The organism is Bradyrhizobium semiaridum (assembly GCF_020329505.1).
GTDB classification, from domain to species: Bacteria; Pseudomonadota; Alphaproteobacteria; order Rhizobiales; family Xanthobacteraceae; genus Bradyrhizobium; species Bradyrhizobium semiaridum.
In genome coordinates this window covers 176,674-195,161 of record NZ_JAGKJJ010000009.1, presented here as the reverse complement: position 1 = coordinate 195,161, position 18,488 = coordinate 176,674, and the positions used below count along the sequence as shown (strand labels likewise).

The 18,488-nt window shown below is 65.6% G+C and carries 24 protein-coding genes and 2 tRNA genes; 13 read left to right on the top strand and 13 right to left on the bottom strand.

The window, feature by feature from the left end; translation table 11 throughout:
* Nucleotides 1-10: 10 nt before the first annotated feature.
* Nucleotides 11-96: transfer RNA gene (locus tag J6500_RS13990), tRNA-Tyr, on the bottom strand.
* A 196-nt stretch (nt 97-292) separates the two neighbouring features.
* Here J6500_RS13990 and rlmB point away from each other — a divergent pair.
* Entirely contained in the window at nt 293-1,120 is an 828-nt protein-coding gene (gene rlmB / locus J6500_RS13985) for a 23S rRNA (guanosine(2251)-2'-O)-methyltransferase RlmB (protein ID WP_225713275.1), read from the top strand.
* A gap of 260 nt (nt 1,121-1,380) precedes the next feature.
* On the opposite strand, the gene J6500_RS13980 is transcribed toward rlmB, so the two are convergent.
* From J6500_RS13980 to J6500_RS13970, 3 genes are all read right to left on the bottom strand, one after another.
* Complete coding sequence (locus J6500_RS13980) at nt 1,381-1,836, bottom strand: hypothetical protein (protein ID WP_225713274.1); 456 nt, start codon at nt 1,834-1,836, stop codon at nt 1,381-1,383.
* Between the two features lie 138 nt (nt 1,837-1,974).
* Nucleotides 1,975-2,439, bottom strand: a complete 465-nt coding sequence (locus tag J6500_RS13975; protein ID WP_225713273.1) for a hypothetical protein — start codon at nt 2,437-2,439, stop codon at nt 1,975-1,977.
* 172 nt (nt 2,440-2,611) lie between these two features.
* Nucleotides 2,612-3,325, bottom strand: a complete 714-nt coding sequence (locus tag J6500_RS13970) for a HoxN/HupN/NixA family nickel/cobalt transporter (protein ID WP_225713272.1) — start codon at nt 3,323-3,325, stop codon at nt 2,612-2,614.
* 369 nt (nt 3,326-3,694) lie between these two features.
* On the opposite strand from J6500_RS13970, the gene J6500_RS13965 reads away from it, so the two are divergent.
* From J6500_RS13965 to J6500_RS13945, 5 genes are all read left to right on the top strand, one after another.
* Nucleotides 3,695-3,769: transfer RNA gene (locus J6500_RS13965), tRNA-Thr, on the top strand.
* 95 nt (nt 3,770-3,864) lie between these two features.
* On the top strand, nt 3,865-4,053 hold the full coding sequence (locus J6500_RS13960; RefSeq protein ID WP_225713271.1) for a hypothetical protein: 189 nt from the start codon (nt 3,865-3,867) through the stop codon (nt 4,051-4,053).
* Nucleotides 4,054-4,105: 52 nt separating this feature from the next.
* On the top strand, nt 4,106-4,663 hold the full coding sequence (locus J6500_RS13955; RefSeq protein WP_225713270.1) for a hypothetical protein: 558 nt from the start codon (nt 4,106-4,108) through the stop codon (nt 4,661-4,663).
* A 72-nt stretch (nt 4,664-4,735) separates the two neighbouring features.
* Nucleotides 4,736-4,915 (top strand): hypothetical protein, encoded by a 180-nt coding sequence (locus J6500_RS13950; RefSeq protein ID WP_225713269.1) that lies wholly within the window; start codon nt 4,736-4,738, stop codon nt 4,913-4,915.
* A gap of 177 nt (nt 4,916-5,092) precedes the next feature.
* The gene (locus tag J6500_RS13945) at nt 5,093-5,611 is read left to right on the top strand and encodes a hypothetical protein (protein ID WP_225713268.1); all 519 of its coding nucleotides are present in this window, start codon (nt 5,093-5,095) and stop codon (nt 5,609-5,611) included.
* A 15-nt stretch (nt 5,612-5,626) separates the two neighbouring features.
* Here J6500_RS13945 and J6500_RS13940 read toward each other — a convergent pair whose 3' ends face one another.
* Together J6500_RS13940 and J6500_RS13935 are read right to left on the bottom strand one after the other, a co-directional pair.
* Nucleotides 5,627-6,475: an alpha/beta fold hydrolase gene (locus J6500_RS13940; protein ID WP_225713267.1), complete on the bottom strand. Its 849-nt coding sequence runs from the start codon at nt 6,473-6,475 to the stop codon at nt 5,627-5,629.
* Nucleotides 6,472-6,840 (bottom strand): hypothetical protein, encoded by a 369-nt coding sequence (locus J6500_RS13935; protein WP_225713266.1) that lies wholly within the window; start codon nt 6,838-6,840, stop codon nt 6,472-6,474. Before J6500_RS13935 ends, J6500_RS13940 begins: the two co-directional genes overlap by 4 nt.
* Nucleotides 6,841-7,270: 430 nt before the next feature.
* Between J6500_RS13935 and J6500_RS13930 the strand changes: the two genes are divergently transcribed.
* Nucleotides 7,271-7,522 (top strand): hypothetical protein, encoded by a 252-nt coding sequence (locus J6500_RS13930; protein ID WP_225713265.1) that lies wholly within the window; start codon nt 7,271-7,273, stop codon nt 7,520-7,522.
* 38 nt (nt 7,523-7,560) lie between these two features.
* Here the strand turns inward: J6500_RS13930 and J6500_RS13925 are convergent, their stop codons facing one another.
* From J6500_RS13925 to J6500_RS13915, 3 genes are all read right to left on the bottom strand, one after another.
* The gene (locus J6500_RS13925; RefSeq protein WP_225713264.1) at nt 7,561-7,800 is read right to left on the bottom strand and encodes a DUF6719 family protein; all 240 of its coding nucleotides are present in this window, start codon (nt 7,798-7,800) and stop codon (nt 7,561-7,563) included.
* 203 nt (nt 7,801-8,003) lie between these two features.
* Nucleotides 8,004-8,720: an outer membrane protein gene (locus J6500_RS13920; protein WP_225713263.1), complete on the bottom strand. Its 717-nt coding sequence runs from the start codon at nt 8,718-8,720 to the stop codon at nt 8,004-8,006.
* Between the two features lie 289 nt (nt 8,721-9,009).
* On the bottom strand, nt 9,010-9,405 hold the full coding sequence (locus J6500_RS13915) for a hypothetical protein (RefSeq protein WP_376707802.1): 396 nt from the start codon (nt 9,403-9,405) through the stop codon (nt 9,010-9,012).
* Nucleotides 9,406-9,625: 220 nt separating this feature from the next.
* Here J6500_RS13915 and J6500_RS13910 point away from each other — a divergent pair, with 220 nt between their 5' ends.
* From J6500_RS13910 to J6500_RS13890, 5 genes are all read left to right on the top strand, one after another.
* Entirely contained in the window at nt 9,626-10,204 is a 579-nt protein-coding gene (locus J6500_RS13910; protein WP_225713262.1) for a TetR/AcrR family transcriptional regulator, read from the top strand.
* A gap of 79 nt (nt 10,205-10,283) precedes the next feature.
* A complete protein-coding gene (locus J6500_RS13905; RefSeq protein ID WP_225713261.1) occupies nt 10,284-11,402 on the top strand; it encodes an alkene reductase in 1,119 nt (372 codons plus the stop codon).
* Nucleotides 11,403-11,430: 28 nt separating this feature from the next.
* Entirely contained in the window at nt 11,431-12,405 is a 975-nt protein-coding gene (locus J6500_RS13900; RefSeq protein ID WP_225713260.1) for a zinc-dependent alcohol dehydrogenase family protein, read from the top strand.
* Between the two features lie 15 nt (nt 12,406-12,420).
* Nucleotides 12,421-13,440: an NADP-dependent oxidoreductase gene (locus J6500_RS13895; RefSeq protein WP_225713259.1), complete on the top strand. Its 1,020-nt coding sequence runs from the start codon at nt 12,421-12,423 to the stop codon at nt 13,438-13,440.
* A complete protein-coding gene (locus J6500_RS13890; RefSeq protein ID WP_225713258.1) occupies nt 13,437-13,886 on the top strand; it encodes a DUF3237 domain-containing protein in 450 nt (149 codons plus the stop codon). Before J6500_RS13895 ends, J6500_RS13890 begins: the two co-directional genes overlap by 4 nt.
* A 215-nt stretch (nt 13,887-14,101) precedes the next feature.
* Here J6500_RS13890 and J6500_RS13885 read toward each other — a convergent pair whose 3' ends face one another.
* Nucleotides 14,102-14,431: a His-rich protein BRANT gene (locus tag J6500_RS13885; protein WP_225713257.1), complete on the bottom strand. Its 330-nt coding sequence runs from the start codon at nt 14,429-14,431 to the stop codon at nt 14,102-14,104.
* 287 nt (nt 14,432-14,718) lie between these two features.
* Here J6500_RS13885 and J6500_RS13880 point away from each other — a divergent pair, with 287 nt between their 5' ends.
* Nucleotides 14,719-15,267: a tetratricopeptide repeat protein gene (locus J6500_RS13880; protein ID WP_225713256.1), complete on the top strand. Its 549-nt coding sequence runs from the start codon at nt 14,719-14,721 to the stop codon at nt 15,265-15,267.
* 316 nt (nt 15,268-15,583) lie between these two features.
* On the opposite strand, the gene J6500_RS13875 is transcribed toward J6500_RS13880, so the two are convergent.
* The 3 genes from J6500_RS13875 to J6500_RS13865 form a co-directional block, all read right to left on the bottom strand.
* The gene (locus tag J6500_RS13875; protein ID WP_225713255.1) at nt 15,584-16,492 is read right to left on the bottom strand and encodes an NAD(P)-dependent oxidoreductase; all 909 of its coding nucleotides are present in this window, start codon (nt 16,490-16,492) and stop codon (nt 15,584-15,586) included.
* 146 nt (nt 16,493-16,638) lie between these two features.
* A complete protein-coding gene (locus J6500_RS13870; protein ID WP_225713254.1) occupies nt 16,639-17,862 on the bottom strand; it encodes an MFS transporter in 1,224 nt (407 codons plus the stop codon).
* A gap of 194 nt (nt 17,863-18,056) precedes the next feature.
* Complete coding sequence (locus J6500_RS13865) at nt 18,057-18,350, bottom strand: hypothetical protein (RefSeq protein WP_225713253.1); 294 nt, start codon at nt 18,348-18,350, stop codon at nt 18,057-18,059.
* Nucleotides 18,351-18,488: the final 138 nt, after the last annotated feature.

The window sequence follows — 18,488 nt, the reverse complement described above, 5'->3', positions numbered from 1 at the left end:
GAGCGAAGGCTGGTGGGGGAGGCAGGACTCGAACCTGCGAAGCCATGAGGCGGCTGATTTACAGTCAGCTCCCTTTGCCACTCGGGACACTCCCCCGTCCAACAGCATCAGACCGGCCGCGCGAGTGGCGGCGGACCGGGTCATCGAAATGACGCTGATAACCGCGGCGGTCCCGAAGCGGGGGCGCGGTCGGGCGCGTTTATGGGGGAAGGCGGTCCCCAAAGTCAACCAAGCGGGCTCCTTATTTGCCGGTTAAATTGCCATTCCGCGACAACAGTGACACAAGCCTCGCATGAGCGATCGCGACCGCAAACCCAGTTTCCGAAGCAAGGGCGGTAAACCCTTCCAGAAAGGGCCGAAATTCGGCCGTCCGCCGGCCCGGCGGGAACGCGATTCGGGTTCCGACGGGCCGGTGATTCTGTACGGCTGGCACACGGTGTCCGCCGCGCTCGCCAACCCCGACCGCGAGATCCGCAAACTCTATCTGACCGAGAACGCCGCCCGCCGGCTCGCCGATGAGAATATCGCGACCCGCGTCACTCCCGAAATCGTGCGCCCCGGCGATCTCGACCGGCGGCTCACGCCCGATGCCGTGCATCAGGGCCTGCTTGCGGAGGCCGATCCCCTGCCCTCGCCCGGCATCGACACGCTGGCGCAGCAGGGCATCGTGCTGGTGCTCGACCAGATCACCGATCCGCACAATGTCGGCGCCATCCTGCGCTCGGCCGCAGCGTTCGCGGTGAAGGCGATCGTCACCACGGCCCGCCACAGCCCGGAGGCGACCGGCGTGCTGGCAAAATCCGCCTCCGGCGCGCTCGAACTGGTGCCTATGGTGACCGTGCAAAACCTGGCGCGGGCGCTGAACGAACTCAACGACAACGGTTTCCAGACCGTCGGGCTCGACAGCCAGGGTGCGGAGGATCTCGGCAAGGTGGAGTTGCAGCAGCCGCTGGCGCTGGTGCTCGGCGCCGAGGGTAAGGGCCTGCGGCAACTGACCCGTGAGACCTGCCGCGTGGTGGCGCGGCTCGACATGCCCGGCGAGATCAAGAGCCTCAACGTCTCGAACGCCGCCGTGCTCGCGCTCTATATCGGCGCCAGCCGGCTCGGGCTGATGGGATAGTGCTCGTTCCGATTTTGGGTTGAGCTGACGTCAGGCTCGCTTCACGTCTCCCGCTTGAGCCTGCACGATTTCCGAATAGTAGAATAATACCACCGAATTGCCCGTCGGGTCCAGCGGCGCTCCTTTGCATGGGGTTGTTTTTCGATATTTTTGGCAATGCCCCCTGCGGCGCGGCAACGGCCTGATTTCGGTCTTGCCCAAAGCAAAGCGCCCGCTCGTTAGATGCGAACGGGCGCTGGGTTGTTCGACCGAAATCCGGATCAGTAGTAGCGGCGCAGCGGGGCACCGTAGCGGTGCGGCGCGTAGCCATGGCGATAGCCGTAGGCACGATAGCCATAGTGCGGGCGGTAGTGATGGCGGTAGCCGTAGTGGCGATAACCATAGTGGCGGCGATAGCCGTCATACGGCAGCGCGTAGCCCTCGCGATAATAGGGACGCGGCGCCCAGTTGCCCGGACCGGTATAGGTCGGGCCCTGGTTAACGTAATAGTACTGCTGCGCGGGGCTGATGTAGTAGCGGTCCGGATCGGGCAGACGTTCGACGCCGGCATAGCCATAGCCGTAGCCATAGCCGCCACCGCAACCGCCGCAGCCGCCATAGTTGTAGACCGGTGCGGAATAGACCGGGGGCGCGCAGAGATCGAAGCCGCACGCCATCGCGGGCGCAGCCGCCATGACGGCCACGGCCGCAACCAGTCCAGTGATCAATTGACGCATTACTCTCTCCTGTTTGTCGTCGCGTATTCTGGTTGTTGCCAAAGCGCGATGAGATTTGGCTGAACCGTCATCGCGCTTTCGCTCTTTGTTTGAGCATGATCTTTTCGGAAAACCGCTTCGCGCCTTTCCGGATCATGCTTAGGGACCCCGGGGTCGCGGGATCGGACGCGGCGGCGGCCGCGGGCCGTTGAATTCGGGCGCGTAGATCACCGGCGGCGGATCGACCGGGACATTGGATTGCGCCGGCAGCGGCGCCGACTGCGCCGACCACGATTCATGATAGCTCTCGGCCGGCTGCGGCAGGCGGCGGTTCTTCGGCGGCTCGATCTCGAGCCGGCCATAGCCCGGCTTACGGCCGAGCGTCGGATAATAGTGGCCGACATTCGGCACCGGATCGACGTAACGGCCGCCATAGACGGTCGGCACCATCGACTCGTTGCGGGCGAGGCCCATCGCGCTTTCGATCACCGCGTAGGAGGCGTCGACGCCGTTGATGATGATCGGCACGCCGGGGCGCACGGGCACGACGATGTCAAAGCCGCCGCCGGCCAAGCCCTGCGACGTGGTCGCAGCCAGTATCGCCAGTGCTAGGCCCGCGCGCATGTTCGCCCATCGTCCCGGTTGTTCCAGCCCGCAGCTTAGTGGAACGCCGTGGCGCAAGGGTTAAGGACGCCGGCCAAACTGCCGGTAAGCCTAACGCGTAAGCATCAGCGGCCGCTCAATTGCGCCGCAACGGGATCAGGAATCGTTAACGCCGCGCGGTCGTGTCCGCGCGTCAGGCGAAGGCATTCTCGATGATCGAGTGGATGCCGATCGCCATGGTGACCGCGCCGACCGCGACCTGGAGCGCGCGGTTGGCCCAGGTCAGCCAGCGCGCCGAGGCCGCCAGCGGCACCGCGATCACGCTGGACAGCGCGCCCATGCCAATCATCGAGCCGATGCCGAACAGCGCGACATAGCCGAGCCCGATCACCGGGGTCGGCGCCTGCGACACCGTCAGCACCAGGAGCGCCGCGGAGCCCGCCATGCCGTGCATCAGCCCGACCAGCAGCGTGCGCCAGCGGAAGCCGTGCTCATGCGCATGCGGCACGCGGACATGCGCCGTGCGCGCGGCGCGCGGCGCGGCCTCGCCGGCGTGGCTGTGAGCGTGGAAATGCGATGTGCCGTCGGCGTGGGAATGGGCGTGGAAGTGGACACGGTCGCGCCACAGCCGCCACCACACATGCGCGCCGAGGCCGACCAGCATGATGCCGACCGCGGTCTCGAGCGGCTGCGCGACGCTTTCCGGGATCGCGCGCCCGAGCAGGATGGCGGCGCCCGCGAACATGAACAGCGTCAGCGTGTGGCCGAGCCCCCAGGTCAGGCCGTGCTTGACGATGTCGGTGACGTTGCTGCGGCGCGCGGCGATGCTGGAGACGGCGGCGATGTGGTCCGGCTCGAGCGCATGCTGCATGCCGAGCAGAAAACCGAGACTCAAGATTCCGAACATTGATCCCCTGTGCAGCCCAAATCTCTGCACCCCATGTGACGGCGGATCAAACACCAGATCGCCGGCCTTGTCAGGCCCGCCCCGCGGCACGCAAGCCATGCATCGCCGGGCTCTGCAGCGACGTCAGGCGCGATGCGGGGCGGAATATGCCCGCCGCAACGGATTCGTTTGCACCCCCGGCACCCGGTTCCGCGGCACCGACGGCCGTCAGCATCCCTGCAAGGCCAGGACCCGGCGGGCAAAAAAAGGAGCGGCGGTCCAGCGGGCCGCCTTTCCTGCGGGTCGGCCATCGGACGCGGGTCTTGCGGCCCTTCTGGTTCTGGCCCTCGCCCGCCAAGTCTGCTATGCGAGCGCGCAATCCCAGCAGTCGCCGGCTTAGCTCAGCGGTAGAGCAGCAGTTTTGTAAACTGAAGGTCGGGGGTTCAATCCCCTCAGCCGGCACCATGGTTTTTGCGCCGCGCCTTTCTGCGACCTTTTTCCGATTGTTTCTGTCCTTGCTGCCAAAACCGTGTATTCTGCTGCCGGGTGGGACTCAGCCAATGACCTATTTGATCCTTGCCCGGGATGGCACCAGCCGGATCGTGCTCAAGCGCGACAGCGAAGACGCGGCCGAGAAGAAGGCACGCGAGCTGAAGGAGATGGGCTGGTTCGAGGTCGAAGTCCGTGAGGACGACGGGCTCGGCGTCATGCCGGCGGCGACCGGGAGTGGACCACAGGGCCTTCAATAAGCCTGCGCGGCGGCCCGATTGGGGCCCTGCGGGGAGCGAAGGCGGCTGCCATGTGACGATGCCCATCGCTCACTGCGACGCCCGTGCGATGCCGTCCGTGCGACGGCTTGTCGATCCCAACAACGGTATGGTCAAAGGAATTTTCGGCCGGAGCACGCTTCGGCTTGCTGAGATTGAGGACATAGGCATGCGGCTCGACACCCGGACGATCCTGATCGCGCTGGTCATCTTCAACATCATTGCCGTCGGCATGTCGGAGGTGCAGCGGCGCGCGCTGTCTGAAAACTCCCTGTCGTCGCAAGCCGAGTTTGCCCGTCAGGCCGCCGAATGGAGCAAGCAGCAGACCGATCTCCTGGCCACGACCCCCGCGCATCTTCGTGAACTCGCGGCGCGGATGAACAACATCGAGATCCAGCAGGCCGACCTGCTGGCCAAGACCACCGCGCGGCTCGAGGAACTCAACACACGGATCAACAAGATCGAGAGCCAGACCCTCGCGCCGAAGGACACAGACAAGAAGACGCAGGAAATCTACGACCGCGTGCTCGAGATGCAGAAGACGCTCGCGGGATGGAAGCCCCCGGGCTCCACCGACGAGCGGCCGCGCTGAACCCTCGCCGGGCGGATGTTCGCCGCATGAACCTTTGGTGACCGGCTCCTACATATCCTTGAGGAGCCGCCCATGTCCGACACCGCTCATTACCGCTTCCAATCCGATCAGGCGAAACGGCTGGCCCGTCAGGTCACCGACGCCACGGTGCGCGCGAAACTGCTGGAAATGGCCGAGGAATACGGCCGCTACGCCGATCTGATCGAGGCCCGCTCGGCCGAGCGAACCGCCGCCGAGGCGGCGGCACATTAAGTCCTTGAACCCCCAGCCCAACACCAATCCCCGCCAGCGCTGAGGCCTTGGCCGTCGAGGCCGTGTCACAATTTTGTCACCGTGCCTACCAAACAGGCGTCTTCGTCAACCATCATTGTCGTGAACGCTTGATTCCGCGAAGTTGCTTTGCTGAAATCCGCGCGTTCAAGGTGCGCCATGGATTGGAAGCAGGAACGCGATCTCTTGATCGCGCAGACGATGGCCTTCGTACAGTCGGTGACGGGTAAGCGGCCCGACGACTTGCTGACGGCTGCCCCGCCCAACCCCGTCCCTGCGAAGCCCGCCGCCCCGCAGCCCGCCCCACTGAACGCCGTTCTGCACACGCCAGCATCGGTGATTGCCCGTGCGGCCGTTCCCCAGGTTGCGGCTGAGCGAGAGGTGGCGGTCCAGACGCCGAAGCTGGTGCCGACGGCAATCGAGGTCCCGCCGCCCGCGCCGCCGGCTCCGCTTGCCGCAGCGACGATCGTCGAAGTCCCCACGCCCGAACAGCTGCCGCACTTCGTCAAGCTCGATATCCGCGGCGACTTCCAGTCCGAGGTGCGGGCGCGCGTCGCCAATTTCCGCGCAAACCAGCAGCGCTTCCTGAAGGAGCGCGAGGAGTATTGCTCCTCCACCATGGCCAAGGTGCGCGCCGCGATCCGCGACAACAGCGAGCTGCCGCGCTCCGGCAAGTAAGGCTCGCCTCTCGCTTCAGCGTCCGCCGATCTTCTCCAGCATCGGCAGCAGGTATTTCGCGAACTCGCCGGGATTCTCGCTCATCGGGAAATGGCCAAGGCCCTTCATGATGGTCGCCTCGGCGCCGGCGATGCTGCCCGCCACCGCCAGCGTCTCCTCCGGCGTGCAGGAATAATCGTATTCGCCGGACAGCAGGAACAGCGGACAGCGCCGGGTGTCGATCTCGGCGACGCGGCTGCGGATGTCGCCGTCGATCTTGTAGAAATAGAGGTCGCCCTTGAACACGCCGGGCCCGCTCTGCATGTAGTGCCACAGCGTTTCCCACTTCTCTTTTTCCGGTGCGTCGGGCCCGACCAGTCCCGAGACGATCGCGCCACATACCTCGCCGCCATGCACGTCCGGCCGGTGCAGGAAATTCAAATCGTAATAGGGATCGACATGCGCGCCGGCCTGCAGGCCGATGATGGCGCGGAAGCGCTCGGGGTGTTCGAGCGCGAGGTGCAGCGCGATACGGCCGCCGATCGAGCAGCCGATCACGATCGGCCTGTCGAGCTCGAGCGCATCGATCACGGCAAGGATCATCGTAGTGTATTGCGCGGAGGTGAGCTGGTACTCCTCGTCGTGCCAGCCTGACGGCGGTGATGACTTGCCGTGCCAGGGCATGTCGAAGGCGATGACGCGGTGATTGCGCGTGACGCGGGCATCGTTCATCAGGCCGCGATATTGTCGCCCGTCGCTGCCCGCGGTGTGCAGGCAGAGCAGCGGCGTGCCCTCGCCCGCTTCCTCGACATAGACGCGGTGGGCCCGGCCGGACAAATCGAGATGCATGTAGCGGCCGACGATCGGTTCGAATGTCGCGCTCATGCGGCAGCTCCATCGCGGCGCAGCTTGGCGAGCGCCTCCTTGAAATAGCGCAGGTTTGCCATGAACACCTGCAGATCGCCCTCGGCCTTCAGCACGCGGCGCTTGATCAGTGCCATCAGATCGTTGGAGCCCGGCGGCGGCCGCGTTTCGCAGAACCTCTCCCACTCCGCCTCCGAGGTGCGCAGCGCGAAGGACGACGATGGCATCACGAACGGCCCCTTCGTCACCGACATGATGCGGCCCTCATGCACGGCGATCAGCCAGGCGGTCCCGCCGATCTCGAACAGGAACGTCGTCGTCAGATAGCGGCCGCGCCGCACCAGGGCGGCATCGCCGTTGACCCGCTCCTTCAGCGTTTCGATCATGTGCTCCCCTCCCTGTGCCGGCCCGCTTGCTGTGCCGGCCATGATGAAAGGAATGAGGGGGCCGTCAATCCGCCGCGGCGCGAGTGGCCACGGCATTTTCGCGGGAGCTAGAGCCAGGCCCAGACCAGCGCCACGTTGGCGGCGCAGGCCGCAAGCAGCGCAACCGCCAGCGCGAGTTGCACGCGTTCATTGGAGGTTTGCAGGATCGCTCTCATGGGCCGGAGCATCCGGCGATTCTAGCGGGAGAGTCCCGGGGATTCTTTTTTCCCGGATTCACCACTCGTTAAGGAGACTCAAGGTCGGCCCCCAAAGGTCCGAAACGACTCATAATTTCAAGCAGTTGCTCACGGTTCCGTGAGCGGAACGCGCTGACCGTGGCCTGAAACTACCGCCACGGTACGGCGTTGTCGGCTTTTGGGGAGACGATGAAATGCCCTACGCGCTGTTCTACCAGGACGCCAAGCTGAGCAAGGCCTATCCGACCGAAGCCGACGTCTGGCAGCTGGCCAGGAAATCCGGTTTGGTGGTCGACGCGGTCGCCGAGGAGGAAACCACTTCCCCGCGCCCTGTGCTCGACAATGACTACGAGATCCGGCCATGCCAGCTCGAGCCGAACGAAGACCCGGTCAAGAACAAGGCGGACGCCGAACACGAGGAGCGTCTGGAGCCGCGGCTGCATTAAGCCGCCGCCACGGAGGCGCTCTCGGATGCGTCAGGAAGTCAGGGAATTGCCGTCGCCAGGGAGGCCTGCGCAGAGGTGAGCGACACGCATGTCTTCCGCCGGTGCAGGCCGCGGATCGCGCCGGTGACCTTGAGCACCTTGCCGGCGGGGCAGGACGCGTCCTGCACGAACACGACTTCATAGGGCGCGAGCGCCAACGGCTCGGATTTGAGGATGGTCTGGGCAAGGCACGGCATGGCGACCGCGGATAAGATCAGCCCTAACGCAAAGCTACGCATGTTTGTTTGTCCACCAGCCCCGGCGATCCCACAATAACGCATCACGATGAAAGTTCCGTGCCATGCAGGAATTATTTTATGCATTGCATGGCGGGCGTGAACAGCGGCTGAATGCGTCGCCGCCGGACCAAACAGGAAGCGGCCGCGCAAACAAAAAGGCCGGCTTGCGCCGGCCTTTTCGCTTGGATCAAACGGAGTGACGATCAGTACCGCGAGCCCGACGGGCCGCCCCAGCCGAACCGGTAGTTCACGCCCAGCTTGACTGTATGCTCGTCGTTCCGGAAGCTCGCGCCGACGATGTCAGGCGGCCCCGCGGTGAAGGTCGTCTTGCCGAAATTGTAGTACTGGTACTCGGCCTTGGCCGACCAGTTCGGGGCGAACATGTATTCGAGACCCGCACCGACCGTGTAGCCGTCCTTGTGGTTGCCATCCGTGGCGAAAGCCGTCGCGACTCCGCCGACCGTGGCATTGATGTTCGTGCTATCGCGCCAGGCGTAACCGCCCTTGGCGTAAAGCAGCGCCGGACCCCAGGTGTAGCCGAGCCGGCCGGTCACCGAGCCGAGCTGGTCGGTATTGCCGGTCACCAGCGTGCCGCCGGGGAACAGGGTACCGTTGTTGGAGCCGCCGGTCAGCCAGGAGTACTGCGCCTCGACGCCCATCACCCAGTTGGGGGCGAACTGATCGTCGAAGCCGCCCTGAACACCGCCCAGGAAGCGCGCGTCGCTGCCCATCAAGTTGGTGCCGTCGGTGAACGCGCCGCCGACATGGCCGCCGATATAGAAGCCGGTCCAATTGTAGACGAGTGCCGGCGCGGTGACCGGCGGCGGTGCCTTGGTATAGGTGCGGGCCGGCATGTCAGCCGCAAACGCAGGCCCCGCAAAAGCGGCCAGCGCGACTGTGCCGAGCAAAAACTTCTTCATCTCTGATCCCCGTTACTAACGTTGCGCTATGAAGACAAACAACGTGACTTCAATTGGGTTGCTTTGGGGCAATGCTGGAGCTGTGATGTTTCGGAACTGTGTCGGAGTCGCAACAACGCCCGTTTGTTCCTTGGCACAGAAGGTTTTTTCACCCGTTAAGCAGCCGCAGTTCCGCTGTTTAGACGTCGCAGATCGCTAACGGGAGGTTCAAGGCTCGCCGAAAAGTGATCGTGGCCCACTCATGGTTCGGTCACGATCCGGCCGCGGCATTTTTTCGCGGCCGCACTGGCTAGCGTGTCATCTTCTCCAGATCGGGAAACGTGCCATAGGACATGCCCGCGCAGGGCTCGCCGGCATTCTCCATGATGCGGTCGAGCCTGCCGTCGACGAAGACGATGCCGCGCTCGCGGGCGGGGCGGTAATTGCCGTCGGTATCCCTGGCGCTGTAACGCAGGCAGACCACATAGCGCAGCCGGCCGCCGACGGTGCGCTGCACCGGCTCAGCGATTGCAGCATCGCGCACACCAACCGGATCGTTCAGATAAGTCCGCATGAAGGCCAGGATCTGGGCGCGGGAGTTGGTCGGGACCGGCTGGTTGTCCACGCCGCGATCGCCGGTAAAGGTGGTCGGCCCGCTGCTGTCGTCGCTGGTGAGGCAGCCGGCCAACGGAAGCGACAGCAGCATCGCCGCAAGTTTGGTTGCAATCCCCAGCTGAAATCTCAAGCGTCGCAAAGCCCCTGATCCCCGGTGCGGGTCTCTTAAACCGCCGCGCCGCCGAAGGGAATTCGCAACTCGGTTATCCCGCGGCCTCAGGATCGGCTGGTCCGACTCGCGATCGCCTCGTCGCCGACGTGTCATCACAGCACCATTGACGCTCTTAAGACGATCGGTCATATTGAGGGCCATGGCGAGACCGAGCGTAAAAGAGAATATCGTCGCGGCGGCACTTGAGACCTTGCACCGGCAGGGTTTCAACGCCACCGGCGTCCAGGACATCACCGACGCAGCGGGCGTGCCGAAGGGCTCGTTCTACAATCATTTCGAGAGCAAGGAAGAACTCGGCATCGAGGTGATCGAGCGCTATTGGCAGCGCGCGCTGGCCGGTCTGGGCGCGCTGAACGACGCGAACGTCCCACCGATCGCCCGGCTCAAGTCATATTTCCGGGCCCTCGATGAAATCTCCCGCAAGAGGAAATACGAGAACGGCTGCCTGATCGGCAACATGGCGATCGAGATGTCGGACCAGAGCCGTCCGATCCGCGAACGACTGGCCATGGTGATGGCCGCATGGACCCGCGGCATCGAATCCTGCGTCCGCGAAGCCCAGGCCGACGGCTCGATGCGGCGCGACATCGACGCCAAGATGATCGCCGCATTCCTGCTGAACGCCTGGGAAGGTACCGTCATGCGCAGCAAGGTCGACAAGGATCGCGCCGCGCTGGAAGCGTTCGAGACGGTGGTGTTCACCAGCCTCACACGATGACACCAAACCCGTGACACCTCGCCTTTTTGCCTTTCGCTTTGACCAGCCTCAATATGACTGGTCGTCTTAGGAGGATCCGATGAGCCCAACACTGCACTCTCCCCTCAAGATCGGTCGGCACCAGCTCGCCCACCGGGTAGTGATGGCGCCGCTGACGCGGATGCGCGCGTCCGATCCCGGTGCGACGCCGGGCGCGCTCAATGCCCGGTACTACGGACAGCGCGCGAGCCGATCCGGCCTCATCATCTCGGAGGCCTCGCAGATCTCGTGGCAGGGCAAGGGCTATCCGCGCACGCCGGGCATCCACTCCGACGAGCAGATCGCCGGTTGGAAGGCCGTGGTGGACGCGGTCCACGCCAAGGGCGGCGTGATCTTCATGCAGCTCTGGCATACCGGTCGCATCTCGCATTCGAGCCATCGCAGCGATCGCACCCTGCCCGTCTCAGCCTCCGCCGTCGCGCCGGCTGGGCAGGCGTTCGGCGCCGCGTTCGAGCGCCTGCCCTACGAGACGCCGCGCGCGCTGGAGACCGACGAGATCACTGATATCGTCGCGGACTACAAGCGCGCGGCGCGCAACGCGCTGGCGGCCGGGTTCGACGGCGTCGAGCTGCACGGCGCCAATGGCTACCTGATTGACCAGTTCCTGCAGGATCGCACCAACCGGCGGACCGATCGCTACGGAGGCCCGATCGAAAATCGCACGCGCTTTCTGCTGGAGGCGACCGAAGGCCTGATCGAGGTCTGCGGTGCCGACCGCGTCGGCGTCCGGCTGTCGCCGTTCGGCGCTGTCGGCGATATCGCCGATTCCGATCCGGCCGCGCTGTTCGGCCATGCGATCGAGGCGCTCTCGGCGCGGCAGATCGCCTATCTGCATCTGATCGAACCGCGGGCGAACGCAGGCATCCGCGACGGGCTCAACCTTGCGGTGCCAGCCTCCGTCACCGCGCTGTTCCGCAAGCTGTTCAACGGCCCCTTGATCGCCTCGGGTGGCTTTACGAAGCAGTCCGCGGAAGCCGAGCTGATCACCGGCAATGCGGATGCGATCGCGTTCGGCCGCGCCTTCATCGCCAATCCGGACCTGCCGCATCGCTTCGCGATCGGCGCGCCGCTCAACACGCCCGATGTCGGCACGTTCTATGGCGGCGGCGAGCGCGGATACACCGACTATCCCGCGCTGGTCGCGGAAGTCGTCGCCTGATTCGAACAACCACAATTGGAGGAAGCGCATGCTTGCCGTGCAGGTCGTCGATTATGGAAGACCGTGGGATGTCGTCAGGACGGTGGAGGCGAGCGAGCCGCCATCGCCTCCCGCAGGACAGCTCAAGGTCAAGCTGCTGGCCTCACCGATCCATCCGGCGGATCTCTTGTTGATGCGCGGGCTCTACGGCAAGCGCCCGCCGCTGCCCACGGGCATGGGCGGCGAAGGTGTCGCCTCCGTCGTCGACACCGGCGCGGGGACCGACTTCAAGCGCGGCGACCGCGTCATCATTCCCTACGGACACGATACCTGGGCCGACTATCTGACGATCTCCGCAAACCGCGCGGTCAAGGTCCCCGCCGGCATCGACGACGCGCAGGCGTCGATGGCGCTAATCAATCCGTTCACCGCACGTCTAATGCTGACCGACTTCGTCGATCTCGCGCCCGGCGAATTCGTGATCCAGAACGCCGCCAATTCCGGTGTCGGTCGCGCGGTCATCGCGATCGCCAGGGCACGCGGATTGCGGACCGTCAATGTGGTGCGCCGGCCGGAACTGATCGATGAGCTGAAGGCTGCCGGCGGCGATGTGGTGCTGGTGGATGGCCCCGACCTGCCGAAGCGCGTGGCGGAGGCAACCGGCAAGGCGCCGATCCGGCTCGGCTTCGAAGGCGTCGCCAGCGAGGCGATGCGTTCCCTCACCGGTACGGTCGCCGAAGGCGGCACGCTCGTGGTCTATGCCGGCATGAGCGGGCAGCCTGCGGTGGCGTTTCCGCCGCATCTGATCTTCCGCGACCTCACCCTCCGCGGCTTCTGGCTGATCAAATGGTTCAGATCGGCGGATCCCAAACTGGTCGCCGACATCCTGAACGAGGTGCTGCCGCTGATCGCCGACGGTTCGATCAAGGTGCCCGTCGAACACAGCTACCCGTTGTCGTCGCCGCGCGAGGCGATCAGCCACGCCGCGCGCGCCAAGGGCAAGATCCTCTTCACCGCGTCCTGACGTCTGGAGTTCACGATGCCTGCAAATCAGATGATCCTGCTGAGGCGCCGCCCGGCGGGCATGCCGACCGAAGACGATTTCGAGTTGTCCGAGCGCAGCACCGCCGAGCTCGCCGACGGCGAGGCGCTGGTGAAGACGATCTATCTCTCGCTGGACCCTTACATGCGCGGGATTATGGATGAGAAGGATTCCTACATCCCGCCGGTGAAGCTCGGCGAGGCGATGCGTGGCCATGTCGTCGGAATCGTGGTCGAATCGCGGTCGGCGACGCTCGCGCCTGGCGACCACGTTCATGGCATGGGCGGCTGGCAGCACTACAACGTCGCCACTGCAACGGGCACGTGGCGCAAGATCGATCCGGCACTGGCACCGCTGCCGGCCTGGCTCGGGCCGCTCGGCCTACCCGGCTGGACCGCCTATATCGGCCTGATGGATCTCGGCGTGCCCAAGCCGGGCGAGACGGTGGTGGTGTCGTCGGCGGCCGGCGCCGTCGGCACGGTTGCGGGCCAGTTGGCGAAGATCGCAGGCTGCCGCGTCGTCGGCATCGCCGGCGGCCCGGACAAATGCCGCTATGTGGTCGACGAGGTCGGCTTCGATGCCTGCGTCGATTACAAGGCCGGCAATCTCATCGGCGATCTCGCCGAGGCCACGCCCGACGGCATCGACATCAATTTCGAGAATGTCGGCGGCGCGGTGCTCGATGCGGTGTGGCCGCGGATGAACCGGCACTCCCGCACCGTGGTGTCCGGCCTGATCGCACAATACAACCAGACCGCCCCCTCGCCCGGACCGGACTGGAGCACGCTCTTGCGCAATCGCATCAATGTGCGCGGCTTCATCATCTCCGACCACATCGCCGAGATCCCGAACGCGGTCCAGCAGGTCGCGAGGCTGTTGCTCGAGGGCAGGATCAGGACGCGGGACGATATCGTCGATGGCCTCGACAAGGCGCCGTCGGCCTTCATCGGCATGCTGAACGGCAAGAACTTCGGCAAGCTGATGGTGCGCCTGGCCGCCGCGGAGCGACGGCAATGACTGTCGCTGACAGCCTGCCGCCGCCGGCCCTGATACCGATCTGCGAGGTTCTTGCCGACATGGGTGAGCGCTTCGCACTATCCGGCACGCCGCTCGGCGAGCGGGCGGTGGCGGAGGTCGGGGCGCTCCGGATCAGCGGCCGCCGCCTGAACGCCTCGCTGGCGGGCAAGGCCGCGGCCGACTGGCTGATCGTGGCGCCCGACCGTTCCTTTGCCATGCTGGACGTGCGCTTCACCGTGAGGACCGACGACGATGCTCTGATCCTCGTCCAGTACAGTGGCCGCCTGAGCTTCTCGGCGACGGGACCGCACCGGGCCGTCGTCGCGCCCCGCTTCGAGACCGGCGATCCTCGCTATGGCTGGCTCAACAGCATCCAGGCAATCGGCACCGGACTGTTTGAGCCAGCGACGCGCCAGCTCCGCTACGCCTTCTACGAGGTCGCCTGACCTCGCGCGAGGGCCGGAGGATGATTTGGTGATCCGGGAACCGCTTGCGCCGATGGACGCGAAGCCGCAACACGGCGGCTATCGGCCGCATTGAATGCCAAAACGCGCAACCGGCCCGTCGCCACTGGGGAAGCAATGGACGGACGGGCCGGGTCTGATATCCGCTGGACGCGGCGGGCAATGTGGATCGAACCTGCGCCCTGCGGATCAGATTCTTAGCCGCGCTTGGCCGGCGCGACGTGCTTGATCGCGACCTTGCCGTGGACGTGCCTGGTCGCGTGCTTCGGCGCCTTCACCTTCAGCATGCCCATGTGCTTGTGGTGGCGGTGGTGATGACGGTAGTGCTTGCTGTGATGACCCATCTTGGCGTTGGCGTTCTGCACCTTCGACGGCAGTTGCTCGCTCTTGATCACGGGAGCGGGCTTGGTCGCGGGCGCCGTCTTGGTCACCGGCGCCGGTGTTGCAGTCTTGCCGGTCTCGGCGGCGAGCGCGGGCGCCGCGATCACGGACATCGCGAGCAGCGCGGCGGAAATCGTCTTCAGCATGAGAGTCTCCTCTTCCACGGGATCGCGAGGTTGGCGGCCGGATGGTCGGCCTCGCCGATCAATGCATGTGACCCTAGCGACCGCGCGCTGAACCCGATCTGAAACGAGTCGACGGACTTCATTCATGTGGATGACATCTTTGTCATGTTCCGCTTGCTGCGGCACATCATCCGATCACGAGGAATCGTGGGGCTGCCGGGAATGTTCTGAAGCCACGGGTGTTCAAGTCAGCAGGCTTCGGTGTAGGATTACCGGGCACGATCAGGAAAGATCAGGAGCGACGAAGTATGAGCAAGACGACACGGTTTTTGACCCTCGCGGTGCTCTCGATGGCGATCACCGCCGGGCCCGTCATCTCGGCCTACGCCGCGGGCAGCGACAATCCGTCACCGCCGGCCTCCGACAGCAACAACAGCAAAGGCAAGAAGCAGAAGAAGGACAGGAGCTCGGCGATCGACGACCAGAAGTTCTTGTCCGGTTATCGCGCCGCCTACGCCACGATCTATGATCGCCACGACTACGCGAACGCAATCGCGCAGCTCAAGGCGCTGGGCCAGGACGACCGCGCCGACGTCGCCAATCTGATCGGCTACTCCTACCGCAAGCTCGGCGACTACAAGGTCTCGCAGATCTGGTACGAGCGGGCGCTGAAGGCCGATCCCGCCCACGTCCGCACCTGGCAATATTACGGCCTCTGGCAGGTCGAGCAGGGCAACCGCGACCAGGCGCAGTATCACCTCAACAAGATCGCCCAGCTCGCCGGCACCGACAGCGACGAATATCGCTCACTCGCCGCCGCGCTGGAGAAGCCGCCCGGCACTGGCCTGGTTTATTGACGGCATCGCATAGGGTGGGCGAAGCGCAAGCGTGCCCACCCCCCAACATCGCAAACGCATCAGGCCGGCACCACGCCGGCCTTTTCGTTGCTGTCGCAGCTGGAGCGAAGCGATACGATCCTATGACGGTGCGAGAATTGTAGCGAGCAACCTGCCCACGTCGTCGTCCTGGCGAAAGCCAGGACCCCCATAACCACCGAATTCGATTGAGAGCGGGATCGCGGCTCCAGCGTCGCACGAAAACAAGCGATTGGGGTAACAGGTCCTGGCTTTCGCCAGGACGACGCTGAATACATTCACATTTTCTGTGGGTGTGCTACGTCCGTGCCGGATCGGCGATCCTTGCGACATAGGCATCGAGCACGTCGTCGGCGCTGTAGGCCTGGCGGGCCACGAAATCGTCGCGCAGACCAAGCTTCGCCGATGTCCTGAGCCGTGCCGCGGTGGCTTCCGTCATGATCGGTTGCAGGCCGATCTCGCGCAGTCCCTCCGCGACGCCGTCCATTTCCACCGCGCGCCGCTCGGCATGGAGCACGTCGGTGCGCACGCACATGTCGACGAACTTGCTGTAGCGCGTCGCATCCATCGGCTCGCAGATGCCGCGCAACGCCTCACTGCGCACGCCCGCCAGCGAGGCGGCGGTCAGCGCTTCCACGATCAGCGCCTCCATCCCCTTCGTCACCACGCTGCGCAGCATCTTCACCGCCGCCGCGGTGCCGGCGTCGGGGCCGGCAAGCTCGATGGTGAAGCCGAGCGGTGCGAAGGTATCGGCGAAGCGCGCCGCGCCATCTCCGGAGCAGTACAGCGGCACCGCCGCACCGTAGATGCTGACCGCGCCCATCAAATTGGCATCGACGAAGGTGCCGCCCTTGGCGACCACCGCGTCGCCCACCAGCCGCTTCGCCCTGGGCGTCGAAGCGTTGATATCGACCACCAGCATCCCCGGCCGCAGCAGCGCGGCAATCGCCTGACCAACCGGCACCGCCGTCGCCACCACGACCGCCGAGACCACGACATCGGCGCGCGTCATCAGTTCGTGCAGGCTGTTGACCAGTTCGACACCATGCGCGGCGGCCATGTTGCGGAAGGCCTCCTGGTATGGCGGATGGTTGGTCTTTCCCTCGCAGAACACCAGCGGTGCCAAAGCACCCTTGCCTGCCAGATGCGCGGCGAAGCACTGCGCTGCCTCGCCGAAGCCCACAAAGCCGATTGTCTGTTCAGGCATGTCACCTCCGCATCACGCCGTAAGCGCGTGGTGGCGATCCATTGCGTCGCGCCTGGCGGAGATCAAACGAAGCAAAGAACGTGCCGGGTGTTGCGGACATAGGATGGGTTTCGCTGCGCACTACCCATCCTGCGGATTGCCGGCGGCTACGGACTGCTCGCGACGACGTGGACGGCGCGGCGGCGGCCGAGAATAGCGAGCATCACGAGCGCGCCGATCGAGCAGGCGAACGCCAGCTCGAGCACGGCATTGCTGCCGAACCGCGTCAGCAGCGCGGCCAGGGTCGGCGGCGCCGCCGCGGAGATCAGGTTCAGCGGCAGCGCGATCTGCGAACTCGCCTTGGCGAACGCGTCCTTGTCGTAGAACACCAGCGGGATGGTGGCGCGCGCCACCGCAAGCGCGCCGCTGCCCAGGCCATAGATCAGGATGAAGGCCGCGATCGCCCAGGTCGCGCCGCCGCCTGCGATCAGGATCAGCATCGCAACCGGCAGCAGAGCGCCGGCGACCAGCCCGGTGGTGATGCCGTCCCAGCGTCCGCCGCCGAGGAAGTTGATCGCGCGCGCGGAGACCTGCACGACGCCGAGCATCGAGCCGAACGCAACCGCCTCCATCGCGGACAGCCCCTGCGCCTTCAAGAGCTCGACCAGCACCGCGCTGAAGCCGAAGCTGACGAACGCATTGAGGGCGATCGCCGCCACCACCAGCACGAACGTGCTTCGATGCACCGCCGGCGGCGCAGAGGCGCGGCCGACCGGCGACGTCTGGCTCTCGGCCACGCTCCGGCGCGGCAGCCCGAACGTGTAGAGCGGCAGGCAGACCAGCAGCATCGCCGCGGCGTAGACCAGACAGGTACCGCGCCAGCCGATGGCATGGGCAAGGAACGCCGTGGTCGGCCAGAACATGCTGCTCGAAAGGCCGGTGATCAGCATCAGCGCGCCGATCGCCCCCTTCGCGTTCCGTCCCGCCACTTCGTTGAGCATGATGTAGGCGGCCGTGCTCAGCGACGCGCTTCCGGCGATGCCGAGGATCGTCCAGGCGACGAAGTAGAGCGCCGCCTCATGCGCGCAAGCGAGCAGGATGAAGCCGAGCACGCTGGCCAGCGTGCCCGCGATCATGACGCGGCGGGCGCCGAGGCGCCTGAACGGCTCCGCCAGCAGCGGCCCGCACAGGCCCATCACCACGTACAGGGTCGAGGTCCCCGCGAACACCGCCGGCAGCGCGATGTGGAGGTCGGCGGCGATGGCGTTGCCGACGATTGCCGGCAGGCCAAGGCTGCCCCAGCCGATCAATTGCGTGATTGCCAGCACCAGCAGGACACCGGCAACCTCCCTATCCAATCCCAGAAACCGTGCCCGCCCCGCCGTCGTCATGCCGTCCCACCGCGCTCAACCGAAACGGTCTCGCTACCCGATTTCGCATGACGGTATCATGACTGGCGGCAGCCGAATCCGACCGGCCGCCACGCAATCCGCGGTCGACGGCCCAATGTCGCCGGGATCGCGATGCCCGGCCCTGCGCCGGGAACTTCAAAGCGGGGGAGTCCTGGAGCGCCGGCGCCGCAGGCCTATGGATAATGCTCGTTGCGTCGGTCCGGCTTCGGGCGGCTGGCGCCGACCATGTTGTCGGTATCCGGCTTGCCCGCGCGCTGCGCCTTGTCGATCGGCGGGCCGCTGTCGCCGGTCTTCTTGTTGCTGTTCAGCGCCTGGCCCGTCGTCGTCACGTTGGCGCCCTGGTTCGCCACCTGGCCGCCGCCCTGCCCAGCCTCCGCGGCGCCGCCGGCCGAGGGGCCGGAGCTCTGTGCCAGCACGGTTCCGGAGAGCACCAGTGCCGTCATCAGCATTGCCGCGTTGAGTTTCATGGGAAGGCCCTTCCGTGCGCGAGATGCATTGCAACGCGCCAGCGCCGATCGCGTTCCGGACGCACGGCGCGGCCGGGCGAAGTTAATGCGGCCTTGCCGGGCGGACCGGCCGATCGAACGGCCGGTCGGCCGGCGCCG

Bases quoted from the DNA above. Each gene is read 5' to 3' on its own strand.
- J6500_RS13940 (WP_225713267.1), bottom strand. From the start codon at position 6,475: ATGAGCGCGACATTCGAACCGATCGTCGGCCGCTACATGCATCTCGAT.
- J6500_RS13865 (WP_225713253.1), bottom strand. From the start codon at position 18,350: ATGAAACTCAACGCGGCAATGCTGATGACGGCACTGGTGCTCTCCGGA.
- J6500_RS13905 (WP_225713261.1), top strand. From the start codon at position 10,284: ATGAGCCCAACACTGCACTCTCCCCTCAAGATCGGTCGGCACCAGCTC.
- J6500_RS13890 (WP_225713258.1), top strand. From the start codon at position 13,437: ATGACTGTCGCTGACAGCCTGCCGCCGCCGGCCCTGATACCGATCTGC.
- J6500_RS13925 (WP_225713264.1), bottom strand. From the start codon at position 7,800: ATGCGTAGCTTTGCGTTAGGGCTGATCTTATCCGCGGTCGCCATGCCG.
- J6500_RS13935 (WP_225713266.1), bottom strand. From the start codon at position 6,840: ATGATCGAAACGCTGAAGGAGCGGGTCAACGGCGATGCCGCCCTGGTG.
- J6500_RS13970 (WP_225713272.1), bottom strand. From the start codon at position 3,325: ATGTTCGGAATCTTGAGTCTCGGTTTTCTGCTCGGCATGCAGCATGCG.
- J6500_RS13945 (WP_225713268.1), top strand. From the start codon at position 5,093: ATGGATTGGAAGCAGGAACGCGATCTCTTGATCGCGCAGACGATGGCC.
- J6500_RS13950 (WP_225713269.1), top strand. From the start codon at position 4,736: ATGTCCGACACCGCTCATTACCGCTTCCAATCCGATCAGGCGAAACGG.
- J6500_RS13880 (WP_225713256.1), top strand. From the start codon at position 14,719: ATGAGCAAGACGACACGGTTTTTGACCCTCGCGGTGCTCTCGATGGCG.
- J6500_RS13960 (WP_225713271.1), top strand. From the start codon at position 3,865: ATGACCTATTTGATCCTTGCCCGGGATGGCACCAGCCGGATCGTGCTC.
- J6500_RS13980 (WP_225713274.1), bottom strand. From the start codon at position 1,836: ATGCGTCAATTGATCACTGGACTGGTTGCGGCCGTGGCCGTCATGGCG.
- rlmB (WP_225713275.1), top strand. From the start codon at position 293: ATGAGCGATCGCGACCGCAAACCCAGTTTCCGAAGCAAGGGCGGTAAA.
- J6500_RS13900 (WP_225713260.1), top strand. From the start codon at position 11,431: ATGCTTGCCGTGCAGGTCGTCGATTATGGAAGACCGTGGGATGTCGTC.
- J6500_RS13930 (WP_225713265.1), top strand. From the start codon at position 7,271: ATGCCCTACGCGCTGTTCTACCAGGACGCCAAGCTGAGCAAGGCCTAT.
- J6500_RS13870 (WP_225713254.1), bottom strand. From the start codon at position 17,862: ATGACGACGGCGGGGCGGGCACGGTTTCTGGGATTGGATAGGGAGGTT.
- J6500_RS13875 (WP_225713255.1), bottom strand. From the start codon at position 16,492: ATGCCTGAACAGACAATCGGCTTTGTGGGCTTCGGCGAGGCAGCGCAG.
- J6500_RS13910 (WP_225713262.1), top strand. From the start codon at position 9,626: ATGGCGAGACCGAGCGTAAAAGAGAATATCGTCGCGGCGGCACTTGAG.
- J6500_RS13915 (WP_376707802.1), bottom strand. From the start codon at position 9,405: ATGCTGCTGTCGCTTCCGTTGGCCGGCTGCCTCACCAGCGACGACAGC.
- J6500_RS13975 (WP_225713273.1), bottom strand. From the start codon at position 2,439: ATGCGCGCGGGCCTAGCACTGGCGATACTGGCTGCGACCACGTCGCAG.
- J6500_RS13920 (WP_225713263.1), bottom strand. From the start codon at position 8,720: ATGAAGAAGTTTTTGCTCGGCACAGTCGCGCTGGCCGCTTTTGCGGGG.
- J6500_RS13895 (WP_225713259.1), top strand. From the start codon at position 12,421: ATGCCTGCAAATCAGATGATCCTGCTGAGGCGCCGCCCGGCGGGCATG.
- J6500_RS13885 (WP_225713257.1), bottom strand. From the start codon at position 14,431: ATGCTGAAGACGATTTCCGCCGCGCTGCTCGCGATGTCCGTGATCGCG.